Annotated in this window: 21 protein-coding genes; 16 read left to right on the top strand and 5 right to left on the bottom strand. The window is 55.8% G+C overall.

Annotated elements, in window-relative coordinates; genetic code table 11:
• Positions 1 to 87 precede the first annotated feature (87 nt).
• From M2416_RS24630 to yfcD, 4 genes are all read left to right on the top strand, one after another.
• Positions 88 to 1,509: an aldehyde dehydrogenase family protein gene (locus M2416_RS24630; RefSeq protein WP_259227385.1), complete on the top strand. Its 1,422-nt coding sequence runs from the start codon at positions 88 to 90 to the stop codon at positions 1,507 to 1,509.
• Between the two features lie 85 nt (positions 1,510 to 1,594).
• Positions 1,595 to 2,239: a glutathione transferase gene (gene yfcF / locus M2416_RS24625; protein WP_123551769.1), complete on the top strand. Its 645-nt coding sequence runs from the start codon at positions 1,595 to 1,597 to the stop codon at positions 2,237 to 2,239.
• Between the two features lie 54 nt (positions 2,240 to 2,293).
• Positions 2,294 to 2,845, top strand: coding sequence for a phosphodiesterase (gene yfcE / locus M2416_RS24620; protein WP_041147708.1), 552 nt, complete (start codon positions 2,294 to 2,296; stop codon positions 2,843 to 2,845).
• Between the two features lie 57 nt (positions 2,846 to 2,902).
• Complete coding sequence (gene yfcD, locus M2416_RS24615; RefSeq protein ID WP_041146578.1) at positions 2,903 to 3,466, top strand: NUDIX hydrolase YfcD; 564 nt, start codon at positions 2,903 to 2,905, stop codon at positions 3,464 to 3,466.
• 4 nt (positions 3,467 to 3,470) lie between these two features.
• On the opposite strand, the gene M2416_RS24610 is transcribed toward yfcD, so the two are convergent.
• Positions 3,471 to 4,490, bottom strand: coding sequence for a LacI family DNA-binding transcriptional regulator (locus M2416_RS24610; RefSeq protein WP_041146577.1), 1,020 nt, complete (start codon positions 4,488 to 4,490; stop codon positions 3,471 to 3,473).
• A gap of 238 nt (positions 4,491 to 4,728) precedes the next feature.
• On the opposite strand from M2416_RS24610, the gene M2416_RS24605 reads away from it, so the two are divergent.
• The 5 genes from M2416_RS24605 to M2416_RS24585 all read left to right on the top strand — a co-directional run bounded on the left by M2416_RS24605 (position 4,729) and on the right by M2416_RS24585 (position 8,707).
• A complete protein-coding gene (locus M2416_RS24605; protein WP_076945798.1) occupies positions 4,729 to 5,172 on the top strand; it encodes a PTS sugar transporter subunit IIA in 444 nt (147 codons plus the stop codon).
• Between the two features lie 77 nt (positions 5,173 to 5,249).
• The gene (locus M2416_RS24600) at positions 5,250 to 5,522 is read left to right on the top strand and encodes a PTS sugar transporter subunit IIB (protein ID WP_041146575.1); all 273 of its coding nucleotides are present in this window, start codon (positions 5,250 to 5,252) and stop codon (positions 5,520 to 5,522) included.
• A 20-nt stretch (positions 5,523 to 5,542) separates the two neighbouring features.
• Entirely contained in the window at positions 5,543 to 6,934 is a 1,392-nt protein-coding gene (locus M2416_RS24595; RefSeq protein ID WP_045856066.1) for a PTS ascorbate transporter subunit IIC, read from the top strand.
• A complete protein-coding gene (locus tag M2416_RS24590; protein ID WP_076945797.1) occupies positions 6,931 to 7,761 on the top strand; it encodes a transketolase in 831 nt (276 codons plus the stop codon). Before M2416_RS24595 ends, M2416_RS24590 begins: the two co-directional genes overlap by 4 nt.
• Positions 7,754 to 8,707 carry a transketolase family protein gene (locus M2416_RS24585; RefSeq protein ID WP_123551766.1) on the top strand — a complete coding sequence of 318 codons (954 nt, stop codon included), beginning with the start codon at positions 7,754 to 7,756 and terminating at the stop codon, positions 8,705 to 8,707. Before M2416_RS24590 ends, M2416_RS24585 begins: the two co-directional genes overlap by 8 nt.
• A gap of 65 nt (positions 8,708 to 8,772) precedes the next feature.
• Here M2416_RS24585 and pta read toward each other — a convergent pair whose 3' ends face one another.
• Positions 8,773 to 10,917 carry a phosphate acetyltransferase gene (gene pta, locus M2416_RS24580; protein WP_041146571.1) on the bottom strand — a complete coding sequence of 715 codons (2,145 nt, stop codon included), beginning with the start codon at positions 10,915 to 10,917 and terminating at the stop codon, positions 8,773 to 8,775.
• A gap of 230 nt (positions 10,918 to 11,147) precedes the next feature.
• A complete protein-coding gene (gene ackA, locus M2416_RS24575; RefSeq protein ID WP_041146570.1) occupies positions 11,148 to 12,350 on the bottom strand; it encodes an acetate kinase in 1,203 nt (400 codons plus the stop codon).
• 337 nt (positions 12,351 to 12,687) lie between these two features.
• Between ackA and yfbV the strand changes: the two genes are divergently transcribed.
• The 4 genes from yfbV (at position 12,688) to M2416_RS24555 (ending at position 16,304) form a co-directional block, all read left to right on the top strand.
• Positions 12,688 to 13,143 (top strand): terminus macrodomain insulation protein YfbV, encoded by a 456-nt coding sequence (gene yfbV, locus M2416_RS24570; protein WP_041146569.1) that lies wholly within the window; start codon positions 12,688 to 12,690, stop codon positions 13,141 to 13,143.
• A gap of 86 nt (positions 13,144 to 13,229) precedes the next feature.
• Positions 13,230 to 13,724: a YfbU family protein gene (locus M2416_RS24565; RefSeq protein WP_041146568.1), complete on the top strand. Its 495-nt coding sequence runs from the start codon at positions 13,230 to 13,232 to the stop codon at positions 13,722 to 13,724.
• 11 nt (positions 13,725 to 13,735) lie between these two features.
• Positions 13,736 to 14,395, top strand: a complete 660-nt coding sequence (locus M2416_RS24560; protein ID WP_076945850.1) for a sugar phosphatase — start codon at positions 13,736 to 13,738, stop codon at positions 14,393 to 14,395.
• A 76-nt stretch (positions 14,396 to 14,471) separates the two neighbouring features.
• A complete protein-coding gene (locus M2416_RS24555; protein ID WP_076945795.1) occupies positions 14,472 to 16,304 on the top strand; it encodes an SLC13 family permease in 1,833 nt (610 codons plus the stop codon).
• A gap of 46 nt (positions 16,305 to 16,350) precedes the next feature.
• On the opposite strand, the gene yfbR is transcribed toward M2416_RS24555, so the two are convergent.
• Together yfbR and alaA are read right to left on the bottom strand one after the other, a co-directional pair.
• Positions 16,351 to 16,950 carry a 5'-deoxynucleotidase gene (gene yfbR / locus M2416_RS24550; protein WP_041146566.1) on the bottom strand — a complete coding sequence of 200 codons (600 nt, stop codon included), beginning with the start codon at positions 16,948 to 16,950 and terminating at the stop codon, positions 16,351 to 16,353.
• A gap of 86 nt (positions 16,951 to 17,036) precedes the next feature.
• On the bottom strand, positions 17,037 to 18,254 hold the full coding sequence (gene alaA, locus M2416_RS24545; protein WP_041146565.1) for an alanine transaminase AlaA: 1,218 nt from the start codon (positions 18,252 to 18,254) through the stop codon (positions 17,037 to 17,039).
• Between the two features lie 882 nt (positions 18,255 to 19,136).
• On the opposite strand from alaA, the gene M2416_RS24540 reads away from it, so the two are divergent.
• The 3 genes from M2416_RS24540 to nuoB all read left to right on the top strand — a co-directional run bounded on the left by M2416_RS24540 (position 19,137) and on the right by nuoB (position 21,852).
• On the top strand, positions 19,137 to 20,063 hold the full coding sequence (locus M2416_RS24540; RefSeq protein WP_259227379.1) for a LysR family transcriptional regulator: 927 nt from the start codon (positions 19,137 to 19,139) through the stop codon (positions 20,061 to 20,063).
• 652 nt (positions 20,064 to 20,715) lie between these two features.
• Positions 20,716 to 21,162, top strand: a complete 447-nt coding sequence (nuoA, locus tag M2416_RS24535) for an NADH-quinone oxidoreductase subunit NuoA (RefSeq protein ID WP_004865103.1) — start codon at positions 20,716 to 20,718, stop codon at positions 21,160 to 21,162.
• Positions 21,163 to 21,177: 15 nt separating this feature from the next.
• Complete coding sequence (gene nuoB, locus M2416_RS24530) at positions 21,178 to 21,852, top strand: NADH-quinone oxidoreductase subunit NuoB (protein ID WP_002913178.1); 675 nt, start codon at positions 21,178 to 21,180, stop codon at positions 21,850 to 21,852.
• Positions 21,853 to 21,918: the final 66 nt, after the last annotated feature.

Raw genomic sequence — 21,918 nt, 5'->3', positions numbered from 1 at the left:
GTAACAGACTGTGTTGATTATACCCGCTTATCGCGGCAATACGACGACCCTATACTGCCGGGTATCCAACAAGATGGGGAGAGCGTTATGCAGAACATCGAGCAAATTTATATCAACGGCCAGTTTGTCACGCCGCACGGTAGCGAAGAGTTTGCGCTGTTTAATCCGACGACCGAAGCGATGATTGGCCGGGTCCGGCTGGCTGACGAACGGGACGCAGAGCGGGCGATTGCTGCGGCAAAAGCGGCATTTCCGGCGTGGTCGCGGACGACGAAAGAGGAGCGTTTGGCGGTGCTGGAACGCATGTATCTTGCCGTTCAGGCGCGGGAGGCCGACCTGCTGGAAGCGATTGTTACGGAATACGGCGCACCGGCTTCCCGCTCGCAGTGGATGGCGACGTGGCCGGCGCAAACCATCAGGCAGGCGATGGTCACGCTGGAGCGCTTTGAGTTCGTTGAGCAGGCCGGGCGTGCCCGGGTGGTGATGACGCCGGTCGGCGTCGCGGGATTGATTACGCCGTGGAACAGCGATGCCGGTTTTATTTGCAGCAAGCTGGCGACGGCGATGGCTGCGGGCTGTACGGCGGTGATTAAGCCGAGCGAGATGAGCGCCTGGCAGACGCAAATTATTAGCGAAGCGCTGCACGCGGCCGGGATCCCGGCGGGGGTATTTAATATCGTCACCGGGCGCGGTGAGATCGTGGGGGATGTGATTAACCATCACCCCGATATCGCAAAAATTTCGTTTACCGGCTCAACCGCCGTCGGCAAACATATTATCGAAAGCGGGGCGCAAACGCTCAAGCGCGTGACGCTGGAGCTTGGGGGCAAGTCGCCCACCGTGATTCTTGATGATGCGGATATCGAACAGGCGGTTCCGCTGGCGCTGGCGGCCGGGTTTATGAACAGCGGGCAGGCGTGCGTTGCCGGCACGCGTATTTTGGTGCCCGCCCGGCGCCAGGCCGAGTTTGAGCAGGCCATCGTGCAGGCCGTGGAAGCCGACTATACGTCTGGCGACCCGCGCGATCCGCGGATCGTGATTGGCCCGATGGTCAGCCATAAGCAGTGGCAGCGGGTGCAGGATTATATCCGTCTTGGCCAGCGGGAGGGCGCCCGGGTGCTGACGGGAGGCGTTGGCCGGCCGCAGGGCATGGAAAAAGGCTGGTGCGTTAAACCGACCGTGTTCAGCGATGCGCATAATCAGATGCGTATCGCGCGGGAAGAGATTTTTGGCCCGGTACTGGTCATTATCCCTTATCAGGACGAGGCTGAAGCGATTGCGATCGCTAACGACACCGCGTACGGACTGAGCGCGCTGGTACTATGCGGCGATCGCCAGCGCGGGACGGAGGTGGCGCTGGCGATTGAGTCCGGGCGCGTGCTGGTTAATACCCTCGAACATGAGCCGCAGGCGCCGTTTGGCGGGTTCAAGCAATCCGGGGTGGGGCGTGAAATGGGGAGATGGGGAATGCAGGCCTATCTGGAGCCGAAAACGCTGCTCGTTGGCTAGTGCAAAATCCTCATGGTGCGGTAAGTGACATCCCTCAGAAGACAGGATATGTTGCTTTATCGCCCCATTATTAATTGAGGATGCCATGAGCCAGCCGGTCATTACCCTGTGGTCCGATTCCGATTTTTTCTCTCCGTACGTGATGTCAGTCTACGTTTCCCTGCAGGAGAAGAGCCTGCCTTTTACGCTTAAAACCGTCAATCTGGACAGCGGCGAACACCTGCAGGCGGGCTGGAAGGGATACTCCTGCACCCGGCGCGTGCCGCTGCTGGAAGTTGACGATTTTGCCCTCAGCGAATCGTCCGCGATTAGCGAATATCTCGACGAGCGCTTTGCGCCGCCGGAGTGGGAGCGGCTCTATCCCCACGATCTGCAAAAGAGGGCCCGCGCCCGCCAGGTTCAGGCCTGGCTGCGCAGCGATCTGCTGCCCATTCGCGAAGAGCGCTCTACCGACGTTATCTTCGCCGGGCAAAAGAAACCGGCCCTTAGCGCGGCGGGGCGCAGGAGCGCGGAAAAACTATTCGAGACCGCTTCCGAACTGCTGGCCCACGGCGGCACCAATCTGTTCGGCGAATGGTCAATTGCCGATACTGACCTCGCACTGATGCTCAACCGGCTGGTGCTTAACGGCGATGAGGTGCCGGAGCGGCTGGCAGATTACGCCGCCTTCCAGTGGCAGCGGGCGTCCGTTCAGCGCTATGCCGCACTGTCGGCCAAACGAGCCGGCTGATTCGCGTTCGCGGTTCCGCTATCATGGGGCATCGTAATGCGTGGAGATGAAAAAATGCGGCTGATGTTTGCATCGGATATTCATGGCTCTTTGCCCGCCGCCGAGCGCGTGCTGGAACGGTTCGCGCAGAGCGGGGCGCAGTGGTTGATTATTCTGGGTGACGTGCTCAACCACGGGCCGCGTAACGCTCTCCCTGAGGGCTACGCGCCGGCTGAAGTTGCCGGCAAGCTCAATGGCGCTGCGGCGCGCATTATTGCCGTACGCGGCAACTGCGACAGCGAGGTCGATCAGATGCTGCTGGACTTTCCCATCACCGCGCCCTGGCAGCAGGTTCTGACTGAACGGTGTCGGCTGTTTCTGACTCACGGACATCTGTACAGCCCCGAAAAATTGCCGTCGCTCTGCGCTGGCGATGTCCTGGTTTATGGTCATACTCATATTCCGGTAGCCGAGAAGCGCGGCGATATTTTTCTCTTTAACCCCGGTTCCGTGAGCATCCCCAAAGGGGGATTTCCCGCCAGCTATGGCCTCCTTGACGGGGATCGGTTGCAGGTTTTAGCACTCGATGATCATCAGGTTATTGCAGAGGTGGCAATTAACCCGTAATTTACCCCCAACCGTAAAGACGCGCCGCAAGAGCGCTTTAAAAAGTAAGGTTTCCTGATGGCGGAACAGAACGATTTGGCAAGCACAGAATGGGTAGATATCGTTAATGAAAACAATGAGGTAATAGCGCAATCGAGCCGCGAGCAAATGCGCGCGCAGTGTCTGCGCCATCGTGCAACCTACATTGTCGTTCATGATGGGATGGGCAAAATTCTGGTGCAGCGTCGTACCGAGATAAAAGATTTTCAGCCGGGCATGCTGGATGCCACCGCCGGTGGCGTGGTGCAGGCCGACGAGCAGCTGCTGGATTCAGCGCGTCGCGAGGCCGAAGAGGAGCTGGGCATTGCTGGCGTCCCCTTCGCCGACCACGGCCAGTTCTACTACGAAGATAAACACTGCCGCGTCTGGGGAAGCCTGTTTAGCTGCGTGTCGCACGGTCCCTTTGCTTTGCAGGAAGAAGAGGTCAGCGAAGTGTGCTGGCTGACGCCGGAAGAGATCACCGCCCGCTGCGATGAGTTCACCCCGGATTCGTTAAAAGCGCTGGCGCTGTGGATGACCCGCAATGCCAACAACGAGTCGGCAAAACCAGAAAAGCAGGAAAAGCAGGAAGAGGCCGAGTAGCCGCCTAGCAGCTATCCCGCAGGCATAAACTGGAGACGATGGGTTTTCTGCCGCTCCAGTTTCCTTCATTAAGGCGCTCCAGAAGGGCGCGTCCAGCTTCAATACCAATCTTGTGATGCGGTACCGCCATCGTGGTTAGCGGCGGCTGGCAGACCCGGCTGACATCGCTATCGCCGAAGCCGACGACTGCCAAATCGTCGGGGACTTTAATACGTCGACGCTGGCACTCATACAGCGCGCCGCACGCCAGCTCATCAGAAACGCAGACCAGCGCATCCAGCTCCGGCCACGCCAGCAAAAATTCCGGTAGCTGCGAAGCGCCGGTGGAAAAACTGGGAGGAAGCGCGGCGTTAATTACCCGATTCGGCGACATGTGGTGGCGCAACATCGCTTTGTACCACCCCTGCAGATGCTGCTGAAAAATCCACTGCTCCTGGTTGGCGCACAGCAGGCCGATATTCTGATAGCCGCGATGGATGAGCATTTCGGTGAGTTCGAACATGGCGGCAACGTTATCAATGCCGATATTCATGTCAATCGGGTCGGCGCGCATGGCGCCCATCTCCATCACCGGAATCGACGCGTTATTCAGCCAGTGGCGTACGGTGTCGCTATGTTCAACGCTGAGCAGAATGGCGGCCGCAATGTTCGACGCCAGCAGCGTTTCCAGCAGCTTCTCTTCCTGTTCAAGGCGATGCTGCGACTCCGCCAGCATAATCTGATAACCCGCCGGCTGCAGCACCTGCTGAAGCCCGGCAAACATCGCGGAGCAGCCCGCTTCGGCAAGATTTGGCACCACCATGGCTATCGTTCTTGAGGAGGCGGAAGCCAGCGCGCTGGCGGCCAGATTGGGCATATATCCCAGCTCCTGCACCGCGGCTTCGATTTTTTCACGAAGCTTGTCGGAAACCTGCTCCGGCGTGCGCAGCGCACGGGAGACGGTCATCGTGCCCACGCCGGCAAGCTGGGCAACATCGGCGATCGTCACCTTACCGGTACTACGCCGTTTTCGGGTTAGAGACATACACATTCCTGCTGAACAGACGCTTTTCATTAGCATCCATCACTTTACGTTTCAGGGAGTATACGCCTTAAATCCACATTTTTGCTGCGTTTTCATATGATGATTGCGAATTGATAGCGCTATCACAATTTTGAATGTTATCTGTTGGTAGCGCTATCTTTGTGATCGCCGTCGCAGCTAACTGCTGTGCGCTTGAATAAAGTTTGCCCATCTTTTGCTAAAAGACGGGGGAGATAAAATGCTCAGTAAATGGATCTTTGATGCCACTATCACGCTCCGGCAGAGCGTAGAAGAGTGGCCTCAGGCTCTTGAGGTTTGTGCCAGGCCGCTGCTCGAGGCTGGCGTTATTGCGCCCGAGTACGTGACCGCGATTGTGGAACAACATGCGAAGCTGGGACCCTACTATGTGTTGGCGCCAGGGCTGGCAATGCCGCATGCGCGGCCGGAAGAGGGGGCCAGAGGCCTCGGCCTTTCGCTGCTGAAGCTGGAGCAGGGCGTGTCGTTTGGTTCAGAAGAGTTCGACCCGGTCGATATTATTATTATGCTGGCGGCGCCCGACAAGCATAGTCATATCGAGATGATTTCCGCGCTGGCTGAATTATTTTCCAGTGACGAAGATATGGAGCAATTACATCAGGCGAAAACCCTGGAGGAAATTAAAACGATAATCGCGCGATTCTGATCTTATTCATAACCTGATTTATAACCCATTACGCCCGGCGTGATGCGGACCAACTGTACCCAAAAAAGGTGATAACAATGAAAATTATGGCGATTTGCGGTTCTGGCCTGGGCAGTAGTTTTATGGTTGAAATGAATATTAAAAAAGTGCTTAAAAAGCTCGAAATTGAAGCGGAAGTTGAACACTCCGATCTCTCATCGGCAACGCCGGGAGCGGCAGATTTATTCGTGATGGCTAAAGATATCGCCGCCAGCGCCAGCGTGCCGGAAAGCCAGCTGGTGGTGATTACCAACATCATCGACATCAATGAACTCGAAGCGCAGCTGCGCGCGTGGTTCGCCAAACAATAACTATTTGTAGCGAGGCGGATATGTTTATCCTTGAAACGCTGAATTTTGTTGTTGATATTCTGAAAGTGCCCTCGGTGCTGGTGGGGTTAATTGCGCTGATCGGCCTGGTGGCACAAAAAAAATCATTTTCTGACGTCGTCAAAGGAACGATTAAAACCATTCTGGGCTTTATTGTTTTGGGCGGTGGGGCGACGGTATTAGTTGGCTCGCTGAATCCGCTGGGAGGCATGTTTGAACACGCCTTCAATATTCAGGGGATTATTCCAAATAACGAGGCGATTGTTTCTATTGCCCTCGAAAAATACGGCGCGTCAACCGCGCTGATTATGGCCTTTGGGATGGTTGCGAATATCATCGTCGCCCGCTTTACGCGGCTGAAGTATATCTTCCTGACCGGGCATCATACCTTCTATATGGCCTGTATGATCGGCGTGATCCTTACCGTGGCGGGCTTCGAAGGCGTCGGGCTGGTGTTTACCGGCTCGCTGATCTTAGGCCTGGTGATGGCGTTCTTCCCGGCGCTGGCGCAGCGCTATATGAAGCGAATTACCGGAACCGATGATATCGCCTTCGGCCACTTCGGTACCCTCGGCTACGTGCTTTCGGGCTGGATTGGCAGCGTCTGCGGAAAAGGCTCCCGCTCCACCGAAGAGATGAATCTGCCGAAGAACCTCAGCTTCCTGCGCGACAGCTCCATCTCTATCTCCCTGACGATGATGATTATCTACCTGATCATGGCCGTAAGCGCCGGGCGTGAGTATGTAGAAAGCACCTTCAGCGGCGGCCAGAACTATCTGGTCTACGCCATCATCATGGCGATTACCTTCGCCGCCGGGGTGTTCATCATCCTGCAAGGGGTGCGTCTGATCCTCGCGGAAATCGTGCCGGCGTTTACCGGCTTCTCAGAAAAGCTGGTGCCGAACGCGCGTCCTGCGCTGGACTGCCCGGTGGTTTACCCGTATGCGCCCAACGCGGTGCTGATCGGCTTCCTGTTCAGCTTCCTCGGCGGTCTGGTGGGGCTGTTCCTGCTCGGACAAATGAATCTGGTGCTGATTCTACCGGGCGTCGTGCCGCACTTTTTCACCGGCGCGACGGCGGGAGTCTTCGGCAACGCCACCGGCGGTCGTCGGGGCGCAATGATTGGCGCGTTTGCCAACGGCCTGCTGATCACCTTCCTGCCGGTGCTGCTGCTGCCGGTTCTGGGGGCGATCGGTTTTGCCAATACCACCTTCTCTGACGCCGACTTCGGCGCAATCGGCATCGTGCTCGGCAACCTGGCGCGCTACCTGTCGCCGTTTGCGATTACGGGTCTTGTTGTGGCGCTGTTCGCTCTGCTGGTTGCGTACAACGTCTTTGCGAAGAAGAAATCTGCGGGCAATGGCGCGCAGGAGAATACCGGAGCGAAATCATGAATGTGCAAGAAGTGACCCAACTGGCGCGCGACATTCGCGTCGCCACGCTTAAATCGCTGACCAATTTGGGTTTTGGCCACTATGGCGGCAGCATGTCGGTGGTCGAAACGCTGGCGGTGCTGTACGGCGCGGTGATGAAAATCGACCCCGCCGACCCGGACTGGCCGGAGCGCGACTACTTTGTGCTGTCAAAAGGCCATGCCGGTCCGGCGCTCTACAGCACCTTAGCCATCAAGGGCTATTTCCCGATGGAAGAGCTCAGCACGCTGAACCATAACGGCACCCGTCTGCCGAGCCACCCGGACCGCCTGAAAACGCGGGGAGTCGATGCGACCACCGGTTCGCTGGGGCAGGGGATTTCCATCGCCGGCGGCATGGCGCTCTCGCATAAGCTGGCCGGGCGCCCGAATCGGGTATTCTGCATTGTCGGCGACGGCGAGCTCAACGAGGGGCAGTGCTGGGAGGCGTTTCAGTTTATCGCCCACCATCGCCTGAATAACCTGACGGTGTTTGTTGACTGGAACAAGCTGCAGCTTGACGGCACGCTCGACGAAATTATCCGCGCCTTTAACCTGGAGGAGAAGTTCCGCGCCTTTGGTTTTGACGCCATCACCGTGAAGGGGGACGACATTGTCGGGCTGCTGGAGGCGGTACAGCCCGTTCCGGCCGCCGATGCCCGCCCGCGGGTGGTGATCCTCGACAGCATCAAAGGGCAGGGCGTGCCGTATCTCGAGCAGCTCAGCAACTCCCATCACCTGCGCCTGACGGATGAGATGACTGCGGCGCTGAATGAGACGATTCGTCAACTGGAGGCCGCACATGATTAACGTCGCACCCGCAGGACAAAAAGACGCCGTAGAAATGCGCAAAGTATACGCCGGCTTTGTCGCCCGGCAGATTGAGGCCGGGAGCGACATTATCGCCCTCGAGGCCGATCTGATGAGTTCGATGGCAATGGACGGCGTGGCGCGGGATTATCCGCAGCACGTGATCAACTGCGGCATCATGGAGGCCAACGTTATCGGGACCGCCGCCGGCCTGTCGCTGACCGGACGCCAACCGTTTGTTCATACCTTTACCGCGTTTGCCAGCCGCCGCTGCTTCGACCAGCTGTTTATGGCGCTGGATTATCAGCGTAACAACGTCAAGGTGATTGCCTCCGACGCCGGCGTTACCGCCTGCCATAACGGCGGCACCCATATGTCGTTTGAAGATATGGGGATTGTTCGCGGCCTTGCGCACTCGGTGGTGCTGGAGGTCACCGATGCGGTGATGTTCGACGATATCCTGCGCCAGCTGATGAAGCTTCACGGTTTCTACTGGGTGCGTACCATCCGCAAGCAGGCGCCGAGCGTCTACGCCCCGGGCTCAACGTTTACCATCGGCAAGGGCAACGTGCTGCGGGAAGGCGAAGATATTACCCTGATTGCCAACGGCATTATGGTGGCCGAGGCGCTGGAGGCGGCGCGACAGCTCGAACAGGAAGGCGTCAGCGCGGCAGTAATCGATATGTTTACCCTCAAGCCTATCGACCGCATGCTGGTGAAAAATTATGCCGAGAAAACCGGGCGCATCGTGACCTGCGAAAACCACAGTATTCACAACGGGCTGGGCTCAGCCGTCGCCGAGGTGCTGGTGGAAACCTGTCCGGTGCCGATGCGTCGCGTGGGAGTGAAGGAGCGCTATGGTCAGGTCGGTACCCAGGATTTCCTGCAGAAGGAGTATGGCCTAACGGCCCATGATATTGTGTCGGCGGCGAGAGAGCTGCTGTAAATAAAAAAGGCGACCACGTGGTCGCCTTTGTTGTTACCGACCGGCGCAGGCGCCGGCGGTGAGTATTACTGCTGCTGCTGAGACGACTGAATCGCGGTCAGCGCGATGGTGTAGACGATATCGTCTACCAGCGCGCCGCGGGACAGGTCGTTCACCGGCTTACGCATACCCTGCAGCATCGGCCCGATGGAGATCAGGTCGGCAGAACGCTGTACGGCTTTGTAAGTGGTGTTACCGGTGTTCAGATCCGGGAAGATGAACACGGTCGCGCGGCCGGCAACCGGAGAGTTCGGCGCCTTGGATTTTGCCACGTCAGCCATAACGGCGGCATCGTACTGCAGCGGGCCGTCGATCATCAGGTCAGGACGTTTTTCCTGCGCCAGACGCGTTGCTTCACGCACTTTTTCGACGTCGCTACCGGCGCCGGAGGTGCCGGTGGAGTAGGAGAGCATCGCCACGCGCGGTTCAATGCCAAAGGCAATTGCGGAGTCCGCGGACTGAATCGCGATCTCTGCCAGCTGTTCTGCGGTTGGGTCCGGGTTAATCGCGCAGTCGCCGTACACGTAAACCTGTTCCGGCAGCAGCATGAAGAACACGGAGGAGACCAGAGAGCTGCCCGGCGCCGTTTTGATCAGCTGCAGCGGCGGACGGATGGTGTTGGCGGTGGTGTGTACCGCGCCGGACACCAGGCCGTCGACTTCGTCCTGTTCCAGCATCAGGGTGCCGAGAACCACGTTGTCTTCCAGCTGCTCGCGAGCAACCGCTTCGGTCATGCCCTTGCTCTTACGCAGTTCGACCAGGCGAGCCACGTAGCTTTCGCGAACCACTTCCGGATCGACGATTTCGATACCAGAACCCAGCTCTACGCCCTGAGCGGCGGCAACGCGGTTGATCTCATCCGGGTTACCCAGCAGCACGCAGGTTGCGATACCGCGTTCAGCACAGATTGCCGCGGCTTTAACGGTACGCGGCTCGTCGCCTTCCGGCAGAACGACGCGTTTGCCCGCTTTGCGCGCCAGCTCGGTGAGCTGGTAGCGGAAGGCCGGCGGAGAGAGGCGACGGCTGCGTTCGGAGGTCGCAGTCAGGGACTCGATCCAGTCGGCGTTGATGTAGCTTGCCACGTATTCCTGAACTTTCTCGATGCGCTCGTGATCGTCAACCGGAACTTCCAGGTTGAAGCTCTGCAGGCTCAGAGAGGTCTGCCAGGTGTTGGTGTTCACCATGAATACCGGCAGGCCGGTGGCAAACGCGCGTTCGCACAGCTTGCTCACGCGGGCGTCCATTTCGTAGGCGCCGGTCAGCAGCAGCGCGCCGATTTCTACGCCGTTCATCGCCGCCAGGCAGGCTGCAACCAGGACGTCAGGACGATCGGCGGAGGTCACCAGCAGGGAACCTGCGCGGAAGTGTTCCAGCATGTGCGGAATGCTGCGCGCACAGAAGGTAACGGATTTCACGCGGCGGGTGTTAATGTCGCCTTCATTGATGATGGTGGCATTCAGGTGGTGCGCCATATCGATTGCGCGGGTGGCAATCAGATCGAAGCTCCACGGCACCGCGCCGAGGATCGGCAGCGCGCTGCCGTTCTGCAGCTGAGCCGGATCGATCTTGACCACTTTCGCTTTCGATGAGTCATCGAAAATTTCAGACAGGTCAGGACGGGTACGCCCCTGCTCGTCAACCGGCGCGTTCAGCTTGTTGACGATAACACCGGTAATGTTGGTGTTCTTCGTGCCGCCGAAGCTGTTGCGGGTCAGTTCGATACGCTCGTTCAGCTGTTCCTGGGTATCGGTGCCCTGAGACATCACGAAGACGATTTCAGCGTTCAGGGTTTTGGCGATTTCGAAGTTCAGCGACTGGGCAAACTGGTGTTTACGCGTCGGAACCAGGCCTTCTACCAGCACGACTTCAGCATCCTGAGTGCTTGCGTGGTAGTTAGCGATGATCTCTTCCATCAGCACGTCTTTCTGGTTGCTGGACAGCAGCGACTCGACGTGGCTCATCTTCAGCGGCTCTGCGGCCGGAAGGTTGGAATTCGCGCGCACGATAGCGGTCGTCTGGTCAGGCGCATCGCCGCCAGCACGCGGTTGTGCGATAGGTTTAAAGACGCTCAGACGAACGCCTTTACGTTCCATAGCACGGATAACACCGAGGCTGACGCTGGTCAGGCCTACGCTGGTTCCGGTAGGGATTAGCATGATTATACGGGACACGATATATCCTCTTTCGTTACCGCCAGTATCAGGCGGGATACAAAAACAGCACCCCAGCTTCCCGTCATACCTCAAGCTGCATACTTGTTGGCTTTTGCCCTTGCGGGCCGCCGCGACGACGGATTTGTCGCTCACCCCGGTCACGTACTTTTCTTACGCTCCCGGGGATTTGCTGCGTCGCCGCTTTCCTGCAACTCGAATTATTGAGGGTTATCGCTGGTGGTGTGCAATCAGGCGGTCAGACGGTTGGCGTCTTGCGCGATAACCAGCTCTTCGTTGGTCGGGATGACCAGTGCAGGGCGGGTACCTTCTTTGTTGATGAAGCCGGACTTGCCGAAACGGGCTGCCAGGTTGCGTTCATGGTCAACATCGAAGCCCAGTACGCCCAGTTTGCCCAGAGACAGTTCACGCACCATCGCCGCGTTTTCACCGATGCCGCCGGTGAAGATAACCGCGTCCAGACGACCGTCCATCAGCGCGGTGTAGGAGCCGATGTATTTTGCCAGGCGGTGGCAGTAAACGTCCATCGCGCGCTTAGCGTCTGCTTTATCCGCGTAGTTGTCTTCAACATAACGACAGTCGCTGGTGACTTCAGTCAGGCCGAGCAGGCCGGACTCTTTGGTCAGCATTTTGTTGATAGCATCAACGCTCATGCCCAGGGAGTCGTGAAGATGGAAGATGATTGCCGGGTCGATATCGCCTGAGCGGGTACCCATGACCAGGCCTTCCAGCGGAGTCAGACCCATAGAGGTATCAACGCACTGGCCGTTACGGATAGCGGAAACAGAACCACCGTTGCCCAGATGGCAGGTGATGATGTTCAGCTCTTCAACCGGTTTGTTCAGGACTTTTGCTGCTTCCTGAGTCACGTAGAAGTGGCTGGTGCCGTGGGCGCCATAGCGACGGACGCCGTGCTCTTTGTAGAGGCTGTACGGCAGGGCGTAGAGGTAAGACTCTTCCGGCATGGTCTGATGGAACGCGGTGTCGAACACGGCAACGTTCTTGTTTTTCAGGTGCGGGAAGGATTTCAGCGCTTCAGCAATACCGATCAGATGCGCCGGGTTGTGCAGCGGAGCGAAAGAGGCGGAATCTTTGATGCCCTGAATGACGGAATCGTCAATCACCACGGAACTGGTGTATTTCTCACCACCGTGAACGATACGATGGCCAATTGCGGTCAGCTGAGCAGACAGTTCTGGTTTTTGTGCCAGAATAGTGTTAACGATAAAGTTAAGCGCTTCACTGTGAGCGGCGCCAGCGCCTAAATCTGCTTCTTGTTTGCTGCCATCCATTTTCCATTTGATACGAGCTTCAGGAAGATGGAAACATTCGGCTAAACCGGACAGATATTCGTCACCGTTGAGAGCATCAATGATAGCAAATTTCAGTGAGGAACTACCGCAGTTCAGAACCAGTACTAGCTTACTCGACATGGAAGTACCTTTTATGATACGTGGCTAAAAAAACGTCATTGTGTCACAAAGCGTAGCGCAGGATGACATCGACATTTATGATTAACATCATGCCTTGTTCTGTTTCCGGGCACGATGAGATAAGTACATTTGATTTTATGCCATTTTGGATAATTTTCAGACAATGGCAGAATATGCGATAATTTGACTAACCTGGTAAAAGGGTCTATCGCCCTTTCAGGTGGGCACAGGATACCTGATTGCCGCACCCATTGCCAAAATGTTTTGAACGTTGTCATGCACAGTTGGTGTTTTGCACGAATATTTTAAGATTTATATGTAAAGTTGAGGTACAGCCATGTCGACACCCGAGAATCGTCCCGTTAGCTTTTTCAGCTTGTTTCGCCGCGGGCAGCATTACACAAAGACCTGGCCTTTAGATAAACGCCTCGCCCCGGTGTTTATTGAAAACCGCATTATTCGCGCCACCCGCTACGCGATTCGTATCATGCCGCCGGTCGCCGTCTTTACGCTGTGCTGGCAAATTGCCCTCGGCGGCCAGCTGGGTCCCGCGGTCGCCACGGCGCTGTTTGCGTTGAGTCTGCCCATGCAGGGACTGTGGTGGCTGGGTAAACGGTCGGTGACGCCGCTGCCGCCGTCAGTATTGAACTGGTTTTATGAAGTTCGCGGCAAGCTGCAGGAGGCGGGACAGGCGCTGGCGCCGGTTGACGGTAAGCCGGATTACCAGGCTTTAGCTGACACGCTTAAGCGCGCCTTCAAACAACTGGATAAAACTTTCCTTGATGATTTGTAATTCCCTAAGGAAAACGCATATAAAAGAAGGCGCATAATTAATGCGCCTTCTTTTTTCACGCCGTAAAGTGCCACAGGAGTCAAAAAATGGAAATGACCAATGCGCAGCGCCTGATTTTGTCAAATCAGTACAAGATGATGACGATGCTCGACCCGGACAACGCTGAGCGCTATCGCCGTCTGCAGACCATCATCGAGCGTGGCTACGGGCTGCAGATGCGCGAACTGGACCGCGAATTCGGCGAGCTGACCGAGGAAACCTGCCGTACCGTCATCGATATCATGGAAATGTATCATGCGATGCACGTCTCCTGGACTAACCTCAAGGACGGCAGCGAAATCGACGAGCGTCGGGTGACCTTCCTGGGGTTCGACGTGGCCACCGAAGCGCGGCTTCTCGGCTATGTGCGCTTTATCGTCAACGTCGAGGGGCGCTACAGCCACTTTGACGCCGGCACTCACGGCTTCAATTCGCAAACGCCGATGTGGGAAAAATATCAGCGTATGCTGGCCGCCTGGCACTCATGCCCGCGCCAGTACCATTTGAGCAGCAACGAAATTAATCAAATTATCAACGCCTGATGGAGGTTTCCGTGCAGTGTAAAGGTTTTCTGTTCGATCTTGACGGGACGTTAGTCGATTCTTTGCCGGTGGTGGAACGCTCGTGGTGTACGTGGGCGGATCGTTTCGGCATCCCGCATGATGAAGTGCTGAACTTTATCCACGGCAAGCAGGCGATAACCTCTCTACGCCATTTTTTACCCGGGCGTAGCGAAGAGGAGATTCAGGCGGAATTCCGCTACCTCGAAGCGGTAGAGGCGCAGGATACCGACGGCATTACGGCGCTGCCGGGGGCGGTTGCGCTGCTGACTCAGCTGGATAGCGCAGGCATCCCGTGGGCTATCGTCACCTCCGGTTCGGTGCCCGTCGCCCACGCGCGCCATCGCGCGGGGGGCCTGCCCGACGCTAAAATTTTTGTCACGGCGGAGCGGGTTAAGCACGGCAAGCCGGCGCCCGATGCCTATCTGCTTGGGGCCGAGCTGCTGGGGCTGGCGCCGCAGGCGTGTGCGGTGGTTGAGGACGCGCCAGCGGGATTACTTTCCGGGTTAAGCGCCGGATGCCGTACGATTGCCGTTAACGTGCCTGCCGACGCGCCGCGTCTCGATGAAGCAGATTTTGTGCTGACCAGCCTCGAAGAGCTGGAGATTGTCCGCCAGCCAGACGGCAACGTTAGCGTTACGCTTAAAGCATAATCTCATGATTTAGCCCCGCGCTGGCGGGGCTTTTTTGTGCCACAATTTCGACTCCATCTTCAGACAAGGATAAGTTGTGAACGGTGAACTGATTTGGGTGCTGTCTCTTCTTGCCGTTGCGGTCGTGCTGTTTGCCACCGGAAAAGTGCGCATGGATGCTATCGCGCTGCTGGTGATCGTCGCCTTCGTTCTCAGCGATACGCTGACTCTCAGCGAAGCGTTTTCCGGTTTTAGCGATCCGAACGTTATTCTTATCGCCGCGCTGTTTATCATCGGTGACGGCCTCGTGCGCACCGGCGTCGCAAGCAAAGTCGGCAGCTGGCTGGTGAAGGTAGCGGGCAGCAGCGAAACAAAAATGCTGATCTACCTGATGCTGACCGTCGCCGGGCTGGGCGCGTTTATGAGCTCCACCGGAGTGGTGGCTATCTTTATTCCGGTGGTGCTGAGCGTTTCTGCACGCATGAATACCTCCCCGTCGCGCCTGATGATGCCGCTGAGCTTTGCCGGGCTTATCAGCGGGATGATGACCCTGGTGGCAACGCCGCCTAACCTCGTCGTCAACAGCGAGCTGATACGCGAAGGGCTGCAGGGCTTTAGCTTTTTTAGCGTGACGCCCATTGGCCTGGTGGTTTTGCTGCTGGGCGTTTTCTACATGCTGGCGGTTCGCTTTATGCTGAAAGGCGACGAGAGCGAGCTGTCGCGCGACGGGCGTAAGAGAAGCACCTTTCGCGATTTAATCAAAGAGTACCATCTAACCGGCAGGGCGCGTCGCCTGGCGATCCGCCCCGGTTCGCCGATGATTGGCCAGCGCCTCGACGATCTTAAGCTGCGCGAACGCTACTGCGCTAACGTTATCGGCGTGGAGCGCTGGCGTCGTTTTCGCCGGGTGATTGTGAACGTTAACGGGGTATCCGAGTTCCGCGCCCGCGACGTTCTGCTGATTGACATGTCGGCTTCGGACGTCGATTTGCGCCAGTTCTGCGGGGAGCAAATGCTTGAGCCGATGGTGCTGCGCGGGGAGTATTTCTCCGACCAGGCGCTGGATGTCGGCATGGCGGAGGTGACGCTGATCCCCGACTCGGAGCTTATCGGCAAAACGGTACGTGAAATCGCCTTCCGCACCCGCTTTGGTCTCAATATCGTCGGCCTGAAGCGGGACGGTAAAGCCCTCGATGGCGCGGTGGTCGATGAGTCCCTGCAGCTTGGGGATATCATGCTGGTGGTCGGCAACTGGCGCCAGATTGCCCTGCTGGCGAAACGCGGGCGCGATTTTGTGGTGCTAAATATGCCTATCGAGGTGAACGATGCCTCACCGGCCCACAGCCAGGCGCCGCACGCTATTTTCTGCCTGGTACTGATGGTGGCCCTGATGCTCACCGATGAAATTCCCAACCCCATTGCCGCTATTATCTCCTGTCTGTTGATGGGGAAATTTCGCTGCATCAACGCCGAGAGCGCCTATAAGGCGATTCACTGGCCGAGCATTATTCTGATCGTCGGGATGATGCCTTTTGCGCTGGCGCTGCAAAAAACCGGCGGCGTGGATTTAGTAGTTCAGGGACTGATGGACGTTGCCGGCAGCAAAGGACCCTATTTAATGCTGGGCTGCCTGTTTGTGATGTGCGCGGCCATTGGCCTGTTTATTTCAAATACCGCAACGGCGGTGCTGATGGCGCCGATTGCGCTGGCGGCGGCGAACTCAATGGGCGTGTCGCCTTACCCCTTTGCGATGGTGGTGGCGATGGCGGCTTCGGCGGCGTTTATGACCCCGGTATCTTCACCGGTTAACACCCTGGTACTGGGTCCCGGTAAATACTCGTTCAGCGATTTTGTGAAGATCGGCGTGCCTTTTACCGTGCTGGTGATGGTGGTTTGCGTGCTGCTGATCCCGGTCCTGTTCCCGTTCTGAGCCCCGTTTCCTCATGGCCCGGCCGCAGGCCGGGCTAGCGTCGATTTTACAGCGGGGAGTCCTGGCTGATTTCATCCAGAGAGAGATGAAAGCTCGGGACAAACACCTGCATAAAATAATCCATTTCATCGCTGCGGCGGGATTCCAGCGTTTTCTCGAGCCGGCCTTTGGCCAGTAAAAATTCGTTATTTCCGGCCGACAGCTCTTCGAGGCATTTCAGATAGGCGCAGAGCGCATCGGCCTGCTTGACGATTGATTTTTCCTCTTCGCTGTAGCTGTGTTCATCAATCAGCGGCGCAAAAATATCGCGCAGCTCGTCGGGGACCATATCGATCAGCTTCTGCTGGGCAATTTTCTCAATGGCCTTATATTCCTGGGCGATCTGCGAGTTGAAATATTTTACCGGTGTCGGCAGATCGCCGGTTAAAACTTCCGACGCATCATGGTACATCGCCAGCAGCGCGATCCGCTCGGCGTTAACGTTGCCCGCAAACTTACGATTCTTAATTGCCGCCAGCGCATGGGCGACCATGGCGACCTGCAGACTATGCTCGGACACGTTTTCGGTGCGCACGTTGCGCATCAGGGGCCAGCGGTTAATCAGCTTCAGGCGGGAGAGGTGGGCAAAGAAATGACTCTGACTCATAAGGACCCTTAATCAGTGACGACATCGGGTTCCATTGTGCGCAGGGATTGCCGCCGGATGCAAATACCGGCGGCGGGTTCGACTTATCAGAGCTGGTGATAGCCGGAGAGGAAGCGGCCGAAACGTGAAATGGCCATTTCCAGATCGTCTTCGCGAGGCAGGGTCACGATACGCACGTGATCCGGCCACGGCCAGTTAAAGGCGGTACCCTGTACCAGCAGCACTTTCTCCTGCAGCAGGAAGTCGAGCACCATCTTCTGATCGTCGTGAATGTTAAAGCGCTTAGCGTCAATTTTCGGGAACATATAGAGCGCGCCTTTCGGCTTCACGCAGGAGACGCCCGGGATCTCGTTAATCAGCTCCCAGGCGCGGTTACGCTGTTCGTACAGGCGCCCGCCGGGAACAATAAACTCGCTGATACTTTGATAACCGCCAAGTGCCGTTTGGATGGCATGCTGCGCCGGAACGTTGGCACACAGGCGCATGGAGGCCAGCATTTCCAGGCCTTCGATATAGCCCTTAGCGTGTTTTTTCGGTCCGTTCAACACCATCCAGCCCTGGCGGAAGCCGGCGACGCGATAGGTTTTTGACAGGCCGTTAAAGGTAATCGTCAGCAGATCGGGAGCCAGCGCGGCGATCGAGTGGTGCTGGGCTTCGTCGTACAGGATCTTGTCGTAGATTTCATCAGCAAAGATGATCAGATTATGCTGGCGAGCAATTTCGACGATCTCCAGCAGCAGCTCTTTTGAATAGACCGCGCCGGTCGGGTTGTTCGGGTTAATAATCACGATCCCGCGGGTGCGTGGGGTGATTTTTGCGCGAATATCGTCGAGATCCGGGAACCAGTCGGCGGACTCATCGCAAAGATAGTGCACTGCTTTACCGCTGGAGAGCGATACCGCTGCCGTCCACAGGGGATAATCCGGCGCCGGGACCAGCATTTCATCACCGCTGTTCAGCAGCGCCTGCATGGCCTGGACAATCAGTTCCGATACGCCGTTGCCGATATAAATATCTTCAACCGTCACGTCGCGCATGCCTCGGGCCTGATAGTGCTGCATGATAGCTTTGCGCGCCGAGTAGAGGCCTTTAGAGTCGCAGTAGCCCTGGGCGGTCGGTAAATTACGAATGACGTCAACGAGGATTTCATCCGGGGCATCGAAGCCAAACGGCGCCGGGTTGCCGATGTTCAGCTTGAGGACTTTATTGCCTTCTTCTTCAAGGCGCTTCGCTTCTTTGAGAACCGGGCCGCGGATGTCGTAACAGACGTTGTCTAACTTGCTGGATTTTTCGATAGGGGACATGAATCTTTGCCTTTTTAGCTGTTATCGCCACTCCCTGCCGTGGAAGTCAGCTCGGAACAATGTACTCTTCATCCCCGCTGTTTTGAAGGGTTAGCAGGAGAAGATTTTGCTAATGTTCTTTTTTTAGGGTAATCGATTTATCTGTTGATTGGCTTTAGTGTTTATAGAATATGCCTTTAAGTCGTATTTTATTGGTCAGATCTTGTGGTTTTATCGCCATATGATGAGCGTTTATCTGGTTTGAGGCGACGGGGAGGTCCTGCGCTGATACTTTTTTGCTCACAAAAAATCACTATGCTTTTAACTGACGGGGAACGACTGTAGCGGTAATGTTAAATATACTTAATAAAAACATCTAAGAGATTAATGAGTCTTATTTTTTGGCAATGAATAATCCTGGTTTTGTTAATTTAATTAAAGTCCTGAAAAAATGTTTAAAATTATCCTTAATAATACTGATTTGCCCTTATAAATAAGGTGGTTTTCGGTTAGGATGTTGTTGTTAATATCAAGTAAACCTCGTAAATAATGCGGCTTTTCTTATTAATATATTGTTATTGCAGGCTTTTTGTTTGTCGTTCAGCAAGCTTTTGCGCAGGCAGACAGCGTATTGACGTGCAGGGCTGCGCTGTAGATGGCTTTTTTGAATCAGGTCACATAAAGCGGCTCGCCGTAATTAGAAAAGGCTTAGGCGTACGAACAAAATATGACTCAGAGGTTCCGCACAATTGACGCGGACGAGCACTTTCAAATGCAATAACGTTCTTCCAGCTGTCGCCCGTTTCCTTTTTGCGGATGACACGAGGCTCAAGGAATAGCCGGAAACCTGGAGCACAGCATCAACAAGGCAGGTCAGCGATAGCTACCTGTGAGTGAAGCAACATGATAAATGCAAATCGTCCAATACTAAATCTCGACCTCGATCTGCTGAGAACGTTTGTTGCCGTTGCCGACCTGAGTACGTTTGCTGCCGCCGCTACGGCGGTGCGTCGTACTCAGTCTGCGGTGAGCCAGCAGATGCAGCGGCTGGAGCAGCTGGTCGGAAAGGAGCTCTTTGCCCGCCACGGGCGCAATAAGCTATTAACTGAGCAGGGCATTCAGCTGCTCGGATATGCGCGTAAAATTCTGCGCTTTAACGACGAAGCCTGCATGTCGTTGATGTTTAGCAGCCTGCAGGGGACGTTGACTATCGGCGCCACCGACGAAACGGCGGATACCATTTTACCGTTTTTGCTTAATCGGATCGGCAGCTTCTACCCGAGGCTGACCCTCGAAATTAAGGTTCTCAATCATGCCGAGGCGGTGGAGAGGCTGGCAAACGGCGCGATAGATCTCGCGTTGACCACCCATCAGTCTGACAGCTTTGAAATGCTGACGCTGCGCACGTCGCCAACCCTGTGGTACTGCGCGGCGGACTACGTGCTGCCGCACGAGGCGTCGGTACCGCTGATCCTGCTTGAGGGGCCCGGGCCCTTCCGGGATGATATTACCTCGGCGCTCAATAGCGCGCAGACGCCGTGGCATTTGGCCCATTCGGCATCCTCACTGGCGGGCGTTAAAGCGGCGGTGAAAGCCGGGCTTGGCGTAACGGCGCGGCCGGTTGAGATGATGAGTCCCGAGCTGCGGGTGGTTGGTAAGAGCGACGGCCTGCCGGGGTTACCGGATACTCGCTACGTTTTGAGCTGCGATCCGCAGAGCGTGAGCGAACTGGCGCAGGCCATCTTTCAGTCGCTGAGCCAGGACCATAATCCCTGGTCGTCGGACCCGCTCTTTACCCCCGAAGGGGGAGGCCATACCCTCATCACCTGAGGGGGATTTAAGCTACATTGGTCACAAAAAGCTGGTAACAAAATGTAAATGCAAAAAGGAGCCGCTGAGGTGAGAATTAGACCCTGCGGCTCTTTTTTTTCTTATTTTACAGTGATTTTTAATATATTGTTGTTTTATTGTTATGTATATCAGTCGGTTAGCGACAGTCCGACCGACACTTCGCTACTTTTCCCTGCACTTTCAATAGTTCATGCTAATGTTAAAAAACCGGCCAGTTTGTTGCTGTTTTTTTGGTTCAATTAACAAAAGCGTGTCACAGATCAAGAAAATACCCCTCCTTAGGGGGAGGAATCGAGGCTAAATCCTGTCAAAATAGACGGGTAATTATGATTTACAATGGAAACGGACACGATTCAACAACACTAAATCCAATTGGTATGCAAGGTTATTTCGCATAAAAGGGCATTTAATGTTAATGAAAAAAACCTAATGTAAATTAATGTTGTTAAAACTTTTGTTGAAGTTGACAAAAGGTTAAAGAAAGGGGTAAAAAGCCAGCGCATATGGCCTTCTACGATAAGTAGGGACGCTTTTTTGCAAGGTTATTTTTTTATTCCTCCCCGTGAAACGCTGTGGCGTTCATCTGCCAGTAAGAGCAGAGGGTTTAGCGCTACACTTTTTTGGTTAAGCAATGCGTATGTCAACATCCACTGAAGTCATCGCTCATCATTGGGCATTCGCTATATTTCTCATCATTGCCATCGGCCTGTGCTGCCTGATGCTTGTCGGGGGCTGGTACCTCGGCGGTCGCGCGCGCGCGCGAAGCAAAAACACGCCGTTTGAATCGGGGATCGACTCCGTTGGTTCGGCTCGCTTACGTCTTTCTGCGAAGTTTTATCTGGTTGCCATGTTCTTCGTTATCTTCGACGTGGAAGCCCTGTATCTCTACGCATGGTCGACCTCTATCCGTGAAAGCGGTTGGGTTGGCTTTGTGGAAGCCGCAATTTTCATTTTAGTGCTACTGGCTGGTCTGGTTTATCTCGTACGTATCGGCGCACTGGACTGGACGCCTGCGCGTTCCCGTCGCACGCTGGTTAACTCAGAAACAGACAGTCCCACTAACCGTCATATGCAGTAAAAGCGAGGCAATAAGATGGATTATACGCTCACCCGCATAGATCCTAACGGTGAGAACGACCGTTACCCCCTGCAAAAACAGGAGATCGTAACTGACCCCCTGGAGCAAGAAGTCAACAAAAGCGTGTATATGGGGAAACTCGAACACGCGCTGCATGACATGGTGAACTGGGGCCGTAAGAACTCAATCTGGCCCTATAACTTCGGCCTTTCTTGCTGCTACGTAGAAATGGTGACGTCATTCACCGCGGTGCATGACGTCGCGCGTTTTGGCGCCGAAGTTCTGCGTGCCTCTCCTCGTCAGGCTGACCTGATGGTGGTCGCGGGCACCTGCTTCACCAAGATGGCACCTGTTATTCAGCGTCTTTACGATCAGATGCTGGAGCCGAAATGGGTTATTTCCATGGGGGCGTGTGCCAACTCCGGCGGTATGTACGATATTTATTCTGTCGTGCAGGGCGTAGATAAATTTATTCCGGTTGATGTTTACATCCCGGGCTGTCCGCCGCGTCCGGAAGCTTATATGCAGGCGCTGATGCTGCTGCAGGAATCTATTGGTAAAGAGCGCCGTCCTCTCTCGTGGGTGGTTGGCGATCAGGGCGTTTATCGCGCCAACATGCAGTCGGAACGTGAGCGTAAACGCGGCGAACGCATTGCAGTGACCAATCTGCGGACTCCGGACGAGATTTAATTTGCGCCTGCGGGCGGCGGCAAAATACTTCGCAAATCAATCTACAACAGCGCGAAGCGTCGCCCG

The sequence above is a fragment of the Klebsiella sp. BIGb0132 genome, from assembly GCF_024810075.1.
Lineage (GTDB): Bacteria > Pseudomonadota > Gammaproteobacteria > Enterobacterales > Enterobacteriaceae > Klebsiella > Klebsiella terrigena.
The sequence above is the reverse complement of the archived record's forward strand: the minus strand, read 5'-3'. Positions and strand labels throughout refer to the sequence as shown.